This window comes from Pseudomonas sp. LPH60 (assembly GCF_030718165.1).
GTDB classification, from domain to species: domain Bacteria; phylum Pseudomonadota; class Gammaproteobacteria; order Pseudomonadales; family Pseudomonadaceae; genus Aquipseudomonas; species Aquipseudomonas danubii.
In genome coordinates this window covers 206,376-220,374 of the sequence record NZ_JAVAJH010000007.1, presented here as the reverse complement: position 1 = coordinate 220,374, position 13,999 = coordinate 206,376, and the positions used below count along the sequence as shown (strand labels likewise).

Below are 13,999 nucleotides of genomic sequence, written 5' to 3'. Positions count from 1 at the left end.
CGGCCAGAGGCCCGGTTGCCAACGGCCGTTCAGCGCTGGCGAGGGGCCTGGCTCGATGGGGCGCAATGTCTGGATGCGGCCCGGCGGATCGCCAAGCCTGCTCAGCGAAACTAAGCCCGATCTTGCTGTTTTTTCAGAATTTTCTTGCAGCCCTGCCTGCCCCGACCTTTCTATGATGTTTCTTTTTGATATCACCCGAGGTCCGGCATGTGCGCCCCCGCTCAAAAATTCATCGTTCGCCTGCCTGGTGAGCTTCACACCCAAGTCAAGCGCATCGCCAAGCAGGAAAACCGCAGCATGAACAATGAAATCGTCGACCGACTGGAAAAGTCGCTGGTCGCCACCGAAGCCCGTAGCCACGACAAGAAACTCATCAATATCCTGCTGGGCAAGATTGCAACCCTGGAACAACAGATCGAATCCCTGCAAATGAACGCCCCTGAACCTGACCGGTAACGCCGTTTCTTTTCATGCATCAGGGCCGCCCCCCTCGGTAACCTGAGCCAATCCCTCTCCCGCCTTTACCCCCGCGCCGCAGCTTGTATGATGGCGCCTGCCCGACAGCACCCAGCGGCAACCGCCAGGCCCTTGCCTGATGCCCGCAGGGCTCCCGCGCTGTTCCTCACTACACACTCAGGTCGACGATCGTAGCCTTCTCAGGAACCTCCCCCGGCTTCTGCCATGGGGACAGCGTCGCCTTCTAGGATTGTTCATGAGCCGGACTCACCCGACGCCCCCCACACGCGCCAGCTCCACAGGATTGCCTTTCAATCGCCTGACCCTGGGCCTGCTGCTGGCCGGTAGCCACGCGGTGGCCAACGCCAGCGGCACCCAGTTACCGACCCAGACCGTCAGTGGCGAAGAGCAATACGGCTATCGCGCCGACAGCGCCTCGGTGGGCGGCTTCAGCGAAACGCCGCTGCTGGACACCCCGGCCTCCATCAGCGTGATCAACGAAGACATGATCCTCGACCAGCAGGCCCGGCTGCTCAGCGACGTGCTGAAGAACGATGCCTCGGTGGGCCAGAGCTACGCGCCGGTGGGCTATTACGAAAATTTCGAGGTGCGCGGTTTCTCGCTGAACGCGGCCAGCAGCTACAAGATCAACAACCGCACCATCACCGGCGAGCAGAACGTCGCCCTGGAAAACAAACAGCGGGTGGAACTGCTCAAGGGCCTTTCCGGCCTGCAAAGCGGGGTCAGCGAGCCCGGCGGCCTGGTCAACTACGTGACCAAGCGGCCCACGGACATTCGTTCGGTGACCGTCTCCACCGACGATCGCGGCAGCGGTTACCTGGCCACCGACGTGGGCGGCTGGTTCGGCAGCGAACAGCAGTTCGGCCTGCGCGCCAACCTGGCCCATGAAGACCTGCACTCCTATGTCGAACACACCAATGGCCAGCGCGACTTCGCCTCCCTGGCCTTCGACTGGAACATCAGCCCCGACGCCCTGCTGCAACTGGATATCGAATACCAGAACAAGCAGCAGCGCTCGGCCCCGGGCTATCAACTGCTGGGTGGCTCCAGCCTGCCCCACCACGCCTCGCCGAAAAGACTCCTGGGACACCAGAGCGGGTCAAAGCCGGTGACCAATGAATCGCTGAACATCGGTGGCAACTTCGAGTACCGCTTCAACGATGACTGGACCGGCAGCCTCAGCGCGTCCCGCAGCCGGGTGGTGATCGATGACTACAGTTCGTTTGCCTGGGGCGGCTGCACCACCGGCTGCATCAATGCCAACGGCAACTACTTCAGCCCCGAAGGCAACTACGACATCTACGACTTCCGCAGCCCCGACGACACCCGGCGCAACGATGAAGTGCAGGCAGTGCTCAATGGCCGCTTCGACGCAGCGGGCCTGGGCCATGAGTTGAGCGTGGGGACCAGTGCATTTCGCCGCGTGGTGGACCGGCGCGAGTCCATCAACCAATGGATTGGCACGGGCAATATCCAGAGCGAGCCGGAAAACTTCGCCCGCTACAACGGCGCCCTCAATGACTCCCACAAACGCCTCGACAGCCGCCAATACGGTCTGTTCCTCAGCGATCGCATCAGCTTCAACGAACAGTGGCAGACCGTTCTCGGCGGGCGCGAAGTACGCCTCGACGAAGAGAGCTTCGACAAGGACGGCGTGCGCGATCGCCACACCCAACGCTATGTATTCCTGCCCCAGGCCGCGCTGATCTACAAACCGATCAGCGAACTGTCGCTGTACACCCAATACAGCAAGGGCTTGAGCCTGGGCGGTCAGGCGCCCTGGTTCGCCAGTAACAGTGGCGACACCCTGGCCCCCACCGTCTCGCGGCAGATCGAAGCCGGGGTCAAGTACGACTGGCAGCGCATGAGTTTTAGCGCCGCGCTGTTCCAGATGCGCCAGGCCTACCAGTACTCGCGCCCGGATGCTGCTGGCGGTTTCACCTACGTCCAGCAGGGCCAGCAAAAGAACACCGGCCTGGAGCTCTCCGCCAACGGCTGGGCCACCCAGCGCCTGCAGATTGCCGCCAGCGTCGCGGCGATTCGCTCCCGAGTCGAGGACACCGGCACCCCGGCCCACGAAGGCCACCAAACCCTCAACGTCCCCCGCCTGCGAGCCAGCCTCCAAGGCGACTACGCCCTGCCCTGGCTCGACGGCCTGGCCCTGCTGGGCGGCATGCAATACAGCGGCAGCAAATACGCCGACCGCCAGGGCAACGTCGCCACCGGCGCCTACGCCATCTTCAACATCGGCAGCCGCTACAGCACCCGCATTGACGGTTACGAGACGGTGTTCCGCCTGACCGTGGACAACCTGTTCGACAAACGCTACTGGCGCGATGCAGGGGAATACATGGGCGACGACTACCTGTTCCAGGGCGCGCCGTTGACGGCGCGGTTGAGTGCTTCAGTGAGTTTCTGATGCAGACGGCCCCTACGGGGCCGATCGCAGCCTGCGGCAGCGGCTACAACGCCCACGAAATCCCGGGCGTTGTGGCTTGCCGGAAAAACTGCAGCGCCGGCACAGGCCAGCCATCAAAATCTCGACAAACACACCTTGCGCGTCTCCCGCCCATCCTTGGCGACGAGTCGCCACGGACAGCGTCACTGAGCGCACAGCCTTACCGGCGCTCATATCGGCAACCGCCTTAAGCAAGTCCTCTTGAAACAGCCGCATTTCCTGGCCCATGGCTACGACCTCTCTGCGTGGGATACGCCCTGGTATCGATCAGTACGTCCAGGGTTGCGCTGATGGTTATCCCACAGAACAGCACCGCAATCAGCGCCTCCAGCCTGCCTTACAGAAAAGACAGACCCTTCCTACATCCACCGCAGAAGCCGGCTTGCCGGCGAAGGCGTCCTCAAGCACGCCCTCGCCGGTAAAAAGCACACCCAACGATTGAGCAAACAAAAGGTCGGCCCGCCTCTTTCCAATGCCAGTACAAAAGTCTCAATCGTCCAACACGCTGTTGGACGATTAGCGCTCCCCCACGCCCATGCAGGCCCACACCACAGAACGGCCGCTGGAGCACTACCGGGTGCTGACTTGGTCGCTTACTTGGTCGGTTTGTTGGGTGGCATGCCCAGGCCCCGGGAAAGATCAGCAGTCCAACCACCAGTTCAACAGCGTCTCGTCCTCATCGTCATCGAGGTTTTTATAGACATTGGCGTAGTACCACTCGATCCCGGTTTGCTCGCGGAAGCGATCGAACACCGCATTGATACGGTCCATGCCATTCCTTGCAGGAACAGCGAATGACAGGTTCCCCTCGAACAGCCCGTCCAGGGTTCCGCTCAGTTCACCAGCGACCTCGTTTTCAAGCGCACTGATCACCGTCGGATCAATGTAATCGGCATAGATCTGAATGCAGAAATTCCCGCCGCGCTTCAGCACTTGCGCCGGCGCATCGGGATTGCGGATGGAAACGATATCGCCCCGCGCCAGGTTTTGCGCCAGGCCCGGTGAGGACAGCAACTCGTAAATATCCTCATCGATGCGCCGCGCCAGCAACTCCTCGCGAACGGCGCCATCGTCATCGGCCATGTACACCTGAATCAGCACAGGGGATTGCTTGTCGTCCATACGAGGCTCCACAACTTCCAGGTTCAACACCAGACTCATCTAATCCACCAGCCGCCACGTCCCCAAAGGGCGCAAACGAACGGGCCTCAAGGCAACGGCGCAAAGCTCCCACCGCCCTCATTCCACCGAAACCCCGGAAACGTGCAGTCCTTGAAAGCAATCCGCAGTTGCTCCCCCTCACCCTGCAACTGCAAGGTATCCACCCCCTGATTCGGACAGCCCGGTGCCGCGATCGCCAGGCTCACCAGCAACTTGCCGGTGGCCTTGTCCATCACCTCCACCGTCGTGATCCGCTGATCATTGCCCGGCATCGGCACCTGGAAATACCAGCGTTTAGTGGAAGCACTCTGCAACAGCGTGGTGACCGGCTGCGGCCACGAGCGATCCGAATCCACCAGGCCCACCAGCTTTAGCGCAATGGGCAAGGTCTTGCCCGTGCGATAGCTGGTCCAGGTGCCGCGCACCTGCTCCTGCTGGCGGGAGTTCAGCAAGTCATTGAACTGCAAACGCGCCACCGGCAAGCCCTGCTCGTCCAGCTCATCCATGGCCAGCGTCTTGTTGCTGTAGCTGAAGGTCGGCTTGAGGCGGATCGGCGTGCGATAGCGCTGATAGGCATAGGTGCCCTGGTAGACCGCATTCTGGCTGCCCAGGGTCAAGACAATCGCCTGCTTGCCCAAGGTCCCCTCATACACCCCATGGGACGCCTGCGCCGGCAACAGCCACAGCGCCAACACCAGCACCACCAGCCCCCGAACAAGATCAAACCCACGCATCAGAAACGCTCCTCGCCCGACGACAGATATTCCAAACGCTCAGGGGTGATCACCCGGTAATAATCCCAACGCCGAGTGCGCTGGTCGTAATTGATGAAGTCCTGCTTGCTGAATTCCATCTGCCCACTGGGGGAAAAGCGCAGATCACCGTCCGCCGCGAACTGCTCCAACTGCGGATGGCGCCGATAGGTCCGCAGATCCCGGTTGTACAGGTAATACTGCGTGGGCGAGCACCACACCCGGCCATCCGCCTCCCCCACGCGATAGCCCTGGACCTGAAAGTCCATCCGCGCCTCGTCATGAAAATGCCCGAAGGTCAGCGTCCTGGTGCCCACGGACGACAGACACCACTGCCCGCCAATCTCCTGCACCCGCTTACCGGTGGCCCGGCTGATCACCCGGATACTGTCCACCTGCGCCACTTCCTCCCCGGCCTTGCGCGCGGCATGCACACTGAAATAGAAATCCCGATCGAACACCGGCTGCAACAACTCCCCCTCAAACGCCTCCCGCTGACTGCCGCCAAAACGCGTCACCCGCCGCAACTGCAACGGCTGCTGCGTGCCCGTGCGCAAATCCACCAGACTGCCCTGCAGCGCCTCTGCCCCCTCGGCGAACGGCTGCAACGACACCGCCGTCGCCGGCAGGGTCGGGTTGTCCATGATGTTGATCAACAGCGCGGAGCCAGGGTGGAAAGGGGTGGATTCCAACGCCATGGGCAAGCGCTCGGACTCGGAAAACCAATAGCCGGACATACCGCCGCCGTATTGGGAGTCGTAGGTGAGCGCCAGTTCAACCGGAGTGTCGCCGAGGGTGCCGCGGTAGGTGGTGGTGGGGTTGGCTTGGGCGGTTGGGGTGATGAACGCCAGGCTCAGTAGAAGTGCCGGGGCTAAATGGGAGAGAAAGTGTTGGAGGTCATGCTGTTTGCCAGCCCTTGTTTGCGTACTGCTGCCAATGGGCTGGGTCATACCTGCGCTCCTTGCGGTGGGGAAAAGGGGCGCAGGATAGCAAAATCGCTGGGAGACAGAGGGTATTGCTGATGCTGATCGCCTCTATTGCAACGGATATGAAATCTTCAGGAAATTCAGCCTGTCCCTACCTGTAAGAGAGACCGTTCCTACAGGGCTGCCATTGCCCCTGATTGACCGCGTACCTATAGTTTTATCGTTCGCTGAATTTTGTCAGCGGCAGGGTTTCGCAGCCCAACAGAAAAGTCGAACTACACCGCTCATGCCAACTCAGGCACACTTCGCCTGCGTTTCGTTTTATGGCGGCTGTACGTGGGAGACCTCCGGGTCTGCCGGGTTTGTTCTTTTCCTCGGTCTGCGAACCCGCGTACAGCTGCCACCCCGTTGATTCGCAGCAACAGGTGGCAACTTTTCTACTCTTGAAAAGGATGACGCCATGAATACTCAAGATCTATCCGAACGATTTATTCCTATGACCCCAATCGCCAGCGATGGGCCAGTGCTGTTTGTTGACAGCCAGGCGCCGTTGGTGGATTTGCATGCGTGTGCGAGTGAGCGATTGGTGACTTTGCTTGATTATCTGAATTTGATGACTTGCATTACGTTGCGTGATGCAAGTGACAAGGACATTAGCACGGTGACCAATACAGCGAGGTTGTTACTACAGGATGTGCGAGATGTATTGACTGTCATTGAAGCGCAAGTAATAAGGAATTGATCTAAAAACTAAAAAGCCGGCCACAAGCCGGCTTTTTATTGTTTGCGATACCACTTGAGCGCAATCAACTCTCCAAATCAGCGAGCAACCGATTCAAATCAGATAACTGGCTGGTTTCGCCGCGAAGCATAAAAATCTTATCAGGCTCACTCATGAACCAAGCAAACGAGCCCCAGGCTAAACCTGTGACAGTTTTCTTGAAACCAGGTGATTCCCGATCTGCATATGCGGTGACAAATGCTACCTGAGAGCGCTTGAAGCCGCCTTTATCCGTCAATTCGAAAAGTGCATCCTTGCGACGCGCAGTAATAGCCCCATCAGTGGCTACTACTTCGACAAAGACGATTAAAGGCTGAGCCGGGCCTAAGTCCACTAGGATCAGATCAGGAAGATTTTTATGCGCCTCAATATCGAGGCCAATAGTAGAAGCCATGCGCAAGTCTTGCATTGCAACTTTATTACTCGACTCACTGAGCCACAATACACCAGGTTTCTCAAGGAACTGCTGGGCAAACACCTCAACGACTGCTCGCGAAATCAATGAACTAGGGCCATAAGCCAGAATGCGCGTCTCACCGTTTGGGAAGTGAATCATTACGCCATCTTTGTCGACGGCACCAAGGCGCATCAACGAAACACGGGCAAGCGCCCCCTTATTCAGATGTTCCTCTTGCCACTTGAAAATGGCGGCTTGAAGAGTGCTCCCTTGGAGCGCAGGATCAAACAGTGCTGCGAGATCGGACTTGAGAGCATACCGAGGTTTCCCAGACGTAGTAGGAATGTCCTTATCTTCCATGACAGCACCAATCGCTACGAGGCCTTCGCGGAGAGTCTCATCGCGAATAGGTTCACGGGTATTATCGGCGTACCAACGCTTACCTGGAACCTCAAACGACTTCTTACGCAGATTTGACCTGTAACTAAGACGCTCTTCATCAGTACTACTCGTCGCCTGTAAGTCAGTCATGCGATAGACATGCACAGGCCCCAGCCGCACGTTTGTGTGCTCGACGGCTCCGATATACAGCATGGTAAATACCGTGCTTGCGGCCAACTCGCGCGTGCAGTAGGTTCGATTTGGAGTTCCTTCAGGAAAGATCACAGGAAGTCTTTCAGCGACCAAATCCCTTGGTACAAATGGTGGTAGCACTCACATTCCCCCTTCAAACAATCGGCTACATTCAGCCTCAATGGCTTCACGCTCTGAGCCAGCATCAACCAGTTGGGTCAGCACCCCAAGATCCTCAGGTGCTGGCAGCGGTAGCGACTCCAACTCATAGGCAGAGACCGCAACTGATCCGCTTACACAGCGAAATGCACGGTCTGCGGCTTCACTATTGATGAATACCCCCAACACTGCAGCACTGACCTTAGGTGCTTCGGTAGTTGGTCGGATCATGTTGATATGATTCTCAACGACGACACCACCGTGCTTCTCCAGGAACTCGGCAGGTAGCGCAGCGGCGATCAGTCGCCGGCTTTGCTCCTTTGCCGTGGTTCGTTGCAACAGGACGCAAGGTTTAGTGGTAATCATCCAGTTGTCCCCGCTATTCAGCTCGAAGTAAGGGGCATGATTCTTCTTATCCGCACGAAACACGAATTGACCGTCAGTCGTGATTGCCTCGGCCCAGATCAAGGGCAAACGCTTGCTACTAGGACGATGTGCGAGCTGACTCTTGAAACGGTTCCATACCAACGGTCCCGTACTCACGCTATATCCCCAGTCAGCAAGGCGATGGGGCATGTGCGTCAAACATTCGACGAGGGTGCGTTGCTCAGTAGTACGGGGCAACAGCCAAGGTAGTGATAGGTCAGAGGGCAAGGTAATTTCGCCCGTTTGTTGAATATCCAGCCCGCCCGTACTAGGCGCAACCTCAGAAACAACAACAGCAGCAACGTCAGCACCACGACGATACGTTGCCAGGGCTGTTTCCTGCAGCACGTCGTCAAAAACTCCCTTACGAGCACTGACGAAATCGATGGACAGTGGCGGAGCTGAACGTCCAAGCAAAGCCCGTAAGTTCTTGAAGTAGACACCAGCCAGGAATGAGGTCGGGGTAACATACGCAACAACACCACCCAGCTTGGTGTGGCGTATCGCCAGATCGGTGAATAATCCATATAAGTTGGCATGTCCGTACAGCGAGCGTTTGTAGCGCTCACGAGTCTCAGAATCCAGCTTGGCCCGACCATATGGGGGGTTACCAATCACTAGATCAAATCGATCTTTAGGTGGATTGCGCCGCAGAGAGTCACAGACGGTGACCATAACCGGCAATCTGCGCCCAGCAAGCCGACTGATCGGTAAAACGACAGCATCCAGAGTGACCTGACTAAGCCAAGCCCCAAAGGGATCAATTTCGTAGCCGCGCAGCCTATTACCGATGCTCTGCATCAATAACTTCGGACTGCAATCTTTCAGCTCATCCATAACACGCCGGGCGATAGGAGCTAGAAAGGCTCCTCCACCGCAGGCGGGATCAAGTACACGACACTTCGCCCAATCGATCTTGGCTGCTGTTACCTGATCGATCAGGCGAGAAGTGAGCAAGGGAGGAGTGTAGAAAATTCCGTACTGCCCACGGTGCTCAGCTGGGAGCATACCTGTGTAAGTCAGTCCGATCTGGTAAGCAGCCGTCTCTGCATCGAAACTCGCGGCAGTACGACCAATGGTCTCCGCTAACGTAGCAGCCGCCTCGGGCAGTTGCTCTGTGGGAAATGGCACGAGCGGTTCACGTAACTCCTGAGGAACAATATCGACGCTCGTCAACCCACGCCACCAGGCCTCTATCAGACAAACACCAAATGCACGCGCCAAGCCCAGCTGTTGATCAGCTGGAAATGTGACGGCCAAGGCACGGGCCATGACACGTGCAGAGGCAACAACCTGGCTCGGGGTTTCCGCAGTAGTTATGTAGTCTTCCTGCCGTGTCTTCTTTGCCTGCACCTTGTGAACCATGTTTCCACCTATTTCGCGGGCCAAAATTGTACAGGATTTAGAGCCCTATCCGACCACCATTGGGCAATATCACGTAATAACGTGATACCTAACAATCTTCAGCGCGACTGCTATGCAATCGAACCACACTCAATTTGAATCCAGCCAAATCGCCCACGAAGTGCCAATGAATGCGTGGAGCTTCACCTTCCTTGGGCTAGTTAGTCTTCGTAGAAGGCAAACTGAGCGCTATCACCCAACAGGGTTTCCCTCACCACATCAAGCCGTCCAACGAAGAAGTAAGCTAAGCAACCATACGTAAGCTTCCAGCCCTCATCCGCTGTGCTAAGCGCAGCCCAAAAACTGTTTAAACATACAGCATTATTGAAAATATCACACTCGTATCAACCCAGAAACGCTGAAGCTATATGCTGATGACTGAATGTGGATCACCGCAAAGAGCCGAGAAAAAGCGGGGAGCGCTTTAAAGTCAACTTCGTCCAAAAGCAGGTGTTTTCCTTCAGCGAACGTTGCGGTACAACATCAACCGCGCCCCCTCATGCATCCCCCGCGTCAACTCCAGCAACCGTTCAAACTCCTGCGGATGCTCCTGCGCCACATCCTCACGCGGTGTGTTTGACGCCAAATCATGCAAGGTCGCACCACTGCCGTCGTGCTGCATCTGCAGCAGAAAATCCTTGGTCACACCGCCAATCACCGGAAAGGTCCCTTCCCTCAATACCAGCGGCACCACCCGCTCCCCTTCCGGTGCGGGCTGCTGAATGTCCCGCCCCATGGCGCCATTGGTGAAGGGCATCCCGGCCATGCCGGCCACGGTGGGCAGCAGGTCGGCGAGGCCGACGGCTTCTTCGATCACTCTGGGCTGCAACATCCCCGGGGCATGAATCAGCAACGGGACGTTGTTGCTTTCCAGCCCTAGCTGTTCAAACGCGGGGGCCATGTGGGGGATCTGACTGATGCGGGTGTTGTGGTCGCCGAAGAACACGAAAATCGTGTTGTCGTAGTAGCCCCCCGCCTTGGCGATGTCCATTAGCCGGCCGATGTTGAAGTCCAAGAGGCGCACGGCGTTGTATTGCGCCAGGCTCCGGGAACCGGCGGCCTGGACTTGTTCCAGGGGCAGGTCTTGAGCTTGAAAGCCGTCGTTGTCCTTGGGAATGGTAAACGGGCGGTGGTTGCCGGAAGTTTGCAGGTAGGCGAAGAAGGGTTGGTCCTGGGGGATGGCGCGCAGCAGGCGGTCGCTTTCCTTGAACAGGTCGAGGTCGGAGATGCCCCAGACGTCCACCAGGGGCGATTGCCAGTGGTTTTCGTCGTACAAGCGCACGTTGTCGATGCTCTGGCGGATCAGGCCGTTGATGTTGGCCCAGCCGGCGTTGCCGCCGATCAGGTAGAGCTTGTGGTAGTCGCTGAAGGCGTTGATCAGGCTGTGTTGGCGGGTGATCAGCGGCTGGCGGGTGGCGGTCTCTTGGCGGGTGACGTCGGGCACGCCGGTGATGCTGGCCCACACGGTCTTGGCGGTGCCGGTGACCGGGACGTAGAAGTGTTTGAAGAACCAGCTCTGGCGGGCCAGGCGGTCGAGGTTGGGGGTGGGGTTGAGCGGGTTGCCGTAGGCGCCCACGGCGCTGGTGCCGAGGGATTCGAGCATGACGAAGATGACATTGGGCGGCCGGGGGCGGTCGATGCGGTACGGTTGCACGCCTTGTTGGCGGGTGAAGTTCAGGCGCTGTGGGTCCGGGTGGTCGACGCCGAGGTAGCGGGCCAGGGCCGGATAGTGTTGGCGCACTTGGGCTTCGTCGTACTGGGCCTGGCCGGCCTTGAGGGTGTCGTAGAAGAACAGTACGGGGTTCAGGCCCAGGGCGGCGATCTGGCTGTTGCCGGAGAAGTAGGCATCGCTCCAGCGCAGGGGCACGGGGTTTTCCAGGTTGAGGTTTTCTACCCGGCCCAGCAGGGCGAGGAACACGGCGGCGATGCCCAGGGCGCTGACGCTGGCCAGGGACCAGCGGCCCAGGGGTTGCGCCGGGCGGTCGAGGGTCAGGCGTTCCAGGCGCAGCAAGGCGTAGCAGCACAGGGCCAGGGCGCCGCCCCAGGCGAGGACGATCCACAGCACCGGGTAGCTTTCCCAGAGCATTTGCCGGGAGATCTGTGCGTCGTCCAGGTAGCGCAGCACGGTGGCGTTGATGCGTACGCCCAGGTAGGCGTAGTGGCCGAAGTCGATGATGTACAGCAGCCCTACCCCGCCCAGCACCAGCAGCAGGTAGGCCCGGGCCAGCCAGCGCAGGGCCGGCAGGCGCAGCAGGTTCCAGCGCGGCAGCCAGGCCAGCAGGGCCAGGGGCAGCAGTAGCAGCAGGGTCAGGCGCAGGTCGAAGCGCAGGCCGATGCCGAGGGTCTGGAGGATGGCCTCGCGCTGGTCGGCGGCGCTCAAGTCCACCTCGGAAAACCCCACGGCGAACAGCAGCCGCAGCAGTGCCAGCAAGCCGAATACCAGCCCGATTGCGCCCACGCCGTAGCGCAGGCGGCGTGATTGCAACCCGCCCATCATTGACCTCTGTGTGGTGTTGTCGAAGGCCGCGGTGCGGCCAGTTGGTTTACCCGGCAAGGGGCTGCCCGCGGCTGCGCTGGGTGACGCGGCGCCACAGCCACAGCAGCAGACCGCCGCTGCCGGCGATCAGGCAGTAGCCCGCCAGCAGCGGGTCCAGCAGGTAGTCCCAGTAGTTCTCCGAAGGCTTGAGACGCAGGGCGAAGGCCAGGGTCCCGGCCGCCAGCATCAGCACCCCCAGCAGGTTGCGCTGCCACAGCAGCAACAGCGCCGCCAGGCCCATCAGCACGATCATCGGCCGTGGGTTGTAGCCCCAGCGGTAGGGGTCGAAATAGGTCAGGCCCAGGGTCGCGGGGTACAGGCTCAGGGTCAGGCCGATAAACAGCAGCAGGACCTGCACCCGGTGTTTGGCTGGCAAGGGCGCAATCACCCCCAAGTGCCGCAGGCTGACCCAGCCCAGCAGCACCAGGGTGCTGATGGCCAGATCATCGGTGAAGCTGCGCACATAGGCCGCCAGCGGCAGTTGGCTCAGTGGGATGAAGCTGACCAGGGCCAGCACGGGCAGCAGCCAGGGGCGCCAGGGCGCGCTCAGGCGCAGGCTGCCAAGCAGCACGAAACCCAGGAGGATAAAACTCAGGTGGGCTTGCCACAGGGACAGCATCACAGGCGCTCCGCCAGCCACGCTGCGTTGAAGCTGACGTGCTTGATAAAGGTGTTGTTCCAGGAATAGACCAGGTGGTACAGGCCGTCCGCCCCGCGGCTGAAGTAGGGGTATTCGTACTCGAAGTCGCAGCCCTGGGGCTTGCACACCCGATAGTCGAGGTTGCTCAAGAAGCGCTGTTCCAGGGGCAGGCGCCGGGCGCCGCTGGAGGCGCGGAAGCCTTCACCGATGATGTCCTTGTAGGCCTCGTGGGAAAACGGCTGGCCCAAAGGGTCGGGGGACTGGTCCAGCTCCACCAGCGGGCGCCATTGGCTGAGGCCGGCGTCGGTGCCGTACAGGCTGAGTCTGAAGCGCCCGTCCTGCAGGTCGTTGAGGGCCACCAGCAGGCCCTGGTCGTCGGTGCCCACTGCCGCCAGGGAGGAGTTGGGGTTGGACGGTTGCAGCGGATAGGGCTCGCTCCAGGTCTGCCCGGCGTCTTCGGTGCGGCTGGCCAGGACCTTGTGGTGGGTGTCGCCGGCGTAGCGCAGCATGGCCACGGCGCGACGTTCGTCCAGGGGCACGATGGTCGGTTGCAGGGAGTGCTTGCCACGGCTGATGCGGAATTTGTCGATCACCGCGCCATCGGCGCTCAGGTACAGGTACTCGGCGAACTTGCCCATGAACTCGTGGTACACCGGCAGGCCGATGGCGCCGTCGGCATGGAACACCGGCGCGGCGCGCACCAGGGTGCTGATGTTGAAGAACGGCGAGGTCACCAGCTGCCGCGGCGCCGACCAACTGCGCCCCAGGTCGTCGGAGACCATCAGGTTGATGGCGCTGGTGGCCCAACCGCCCACCGACACCGAAACGTAGAACATCCACAGGCGCTGGTCCGGGCCCAGGGCGATCACCGGGTTGCCGAGCTTGCGGATGTAGCGCCCGGTGCCGTCCCGGGTCGATTCGCGGGTGGCCAGCACCTGCTCGGCGCCCCACTCGCCAGTCTTGGCGTCAAAGCGTGCGCTGCGCACCTGGACGTCGGCGGCGCCTTCCCGGGAGCCGGCGAACCACACGGCCATCAGGTCGCCGCCGGGCAAGGCGGTCACCGAGGACGAATGCACGAAGTCATCCAGGTCCGAGGAGACGAAGCGGCTGTTGTATTGCGGCGTACTGTCGGTCGTAGCCGTATCGCTGCTGACCGCAGCCTGGGCAAACGGCGCCAGTTGATGAGGCGGATGGCTGCGCCAGGCGGCGATAAAGACGGCGGCCAAGAGCAGACTGCTGCAGATGAAGCTCAGGCGAAAGGACAGCGCACGCATAAAGGAGCCCGTGGCAAGTGCCGGTTGGGAACAAG

At 60.0% G+C, this 13,999-nt stretch carries 11 protein-coding genes; 3 read left to right on the top strand and 8 right to left on the bottom strand.

Annotated features, from left to right (window positions below; genetic code table 11):
• Positions 1–207 precede the first annotated feature (207 nt).
• The gene (locus tag Q8O96_RS24350; protein WP_115580463.1) at positions 208–456 is read left to right on the top strand and encodes an Arc family DNA-binding protein; all 249 of its coding nucleotides are present in this window, start codon (positions 208–210) and stop codon (positions 454–456) included.
• A gap of 256 nt (positions 457–712) precedes the next feature.
• Complete coding sequence (locus tag Q8O96_RS24345) at positions 713–2,896, top strand: TonB-dependent siderophore receptor (protein WP_305949555.1); 2,184 nt, start codon at positions 713–715, stop codon at positions 2,894–2,896.
• A 678-nt stretch (positions 2,897–3,574) separates the two neighbouring features.
• On the opposite strand, the gene Q8O96_RS24340 is transcribed toward Q8O96_RS24345, so the two are convergent.
• The 3 genes from Q8O96_RS24340 to Q8O96_RS24330 form a co-directional block, all read right to left on the bottom strand.
• Positions 3,575–4,057 carry a DUF4265 domain-containing protein gene (locus Q8O96_RS24340; RefSeq protein ID WP_235759874.1) on the bottom strand — a complete coding sequence of 161 codons (483 nt, stop codon included), beginning with the start codon at positions 4,055–4,057 and terminating at the stop codon, positions 3,575–3,577.
• Positions 4,058–4,143: 86 nt separating this feature from the next.
• Entirely contained in the window at positions 4,144–4,830 is a 687-nt protein-coding gene (locus tag Q8O96_RS24335) for a hypothetical protein (RefSeq protein ID WP_250330093.1), read from the bottom strand.
• Entirely contained in the window at positions 4,830–5,798 is a 969-nt protein-coding gene (locus tag Q8O96_RS24330; protein WP_305949554.1) for a hypothetical protein, read from the bottom strand. The genes Q8O96_RS24335 and Q8O96_RS24330 overlap by 1 nt, the downstream gene beginning before the upstream one ends.
• Before the next feature lie 436 nt (positions 5,799–6,234).
• Between Q8O96_RS24330 and Q8O96_RS24325 the strand changes: the two genes are divergently transcribed.
• Positions 6,235–6,516, top strand: coding sequence for a fructose-bisphosphate aldolase (locus tag Q8O96_RS24325; RefSeq protein ID WP_305949553.1), 282 nt, complete (start codon positions 6,235–6,237; stop codon positions 6,514–6,516).
• 64 nt (positions 6,517–6,580) lie between these two features.
• On the opposite strand, the gene Q8O96_RS24320 is transcribed toward Q8O96_RS24325, so the two are convergent.
• The 5 genes from Q8O96_RS24320 to Q8O96_RS24300 form a co-directional block, all read right to left on the bottom strand.
• Positions 6,581–7,666, bottom strand: a complete 1,086-nt coding sequence (locus Q8O96_RS24320; RefSeq protein ID WP_305949552.1) for a BsuBI/PstI family type II restriction endonuclease — start codon at positions 7,664–7,666, stop codon at positions 6,581–6,583.
• Entirely contained in the window at positions 7,667–9,475 is a 1,809-nt protein-coding gene (locus Q8O96_RS24315) for a class I SAM-dependent DNA methyltransferase (protein WP_305949551.1), read from the bottom strand.
• A gap of 499 nt (positions 9,476–9,974) precedes the next feature.
• A complete protein-coding gene (locus Q8O96_RS24310) occupies positions 9,975–12,008 on the bottom strand; it encodes an LTA synthase family protein (protein WP_305949550.1) in 2,034 nt (677 codons plus the stop codon).
• A 49-nt stretch (positions 12,009–12,057) separates the two neighbouring features.
• A complete protein-coding gene (locus tag Q8O96_RS24305; RefSeq protein ID WP_305949549.1) occupies positions 12,058–12,669 on the bottom strand; it encodes a hypothetical protein in 612 nt (203 codons plus the stop codon).
• Positions 12,669–13,964, bottom strand: a complete 1,296-nt coding sequence (locus Q8O96_RS24300) for an exo-alpha-sialidase (protein WP_115580475.1) — start codon at positions 13,962–13,964, stop codon at positions 12,669–12,671. The genes Q8O96_RS24305 and Q8O96_RS24300 overlap by 1 nt, the downstream gene beginning before the upstream one ends.
• Positions 13,965–13,999: the final 35 nt, after the last annotated feature.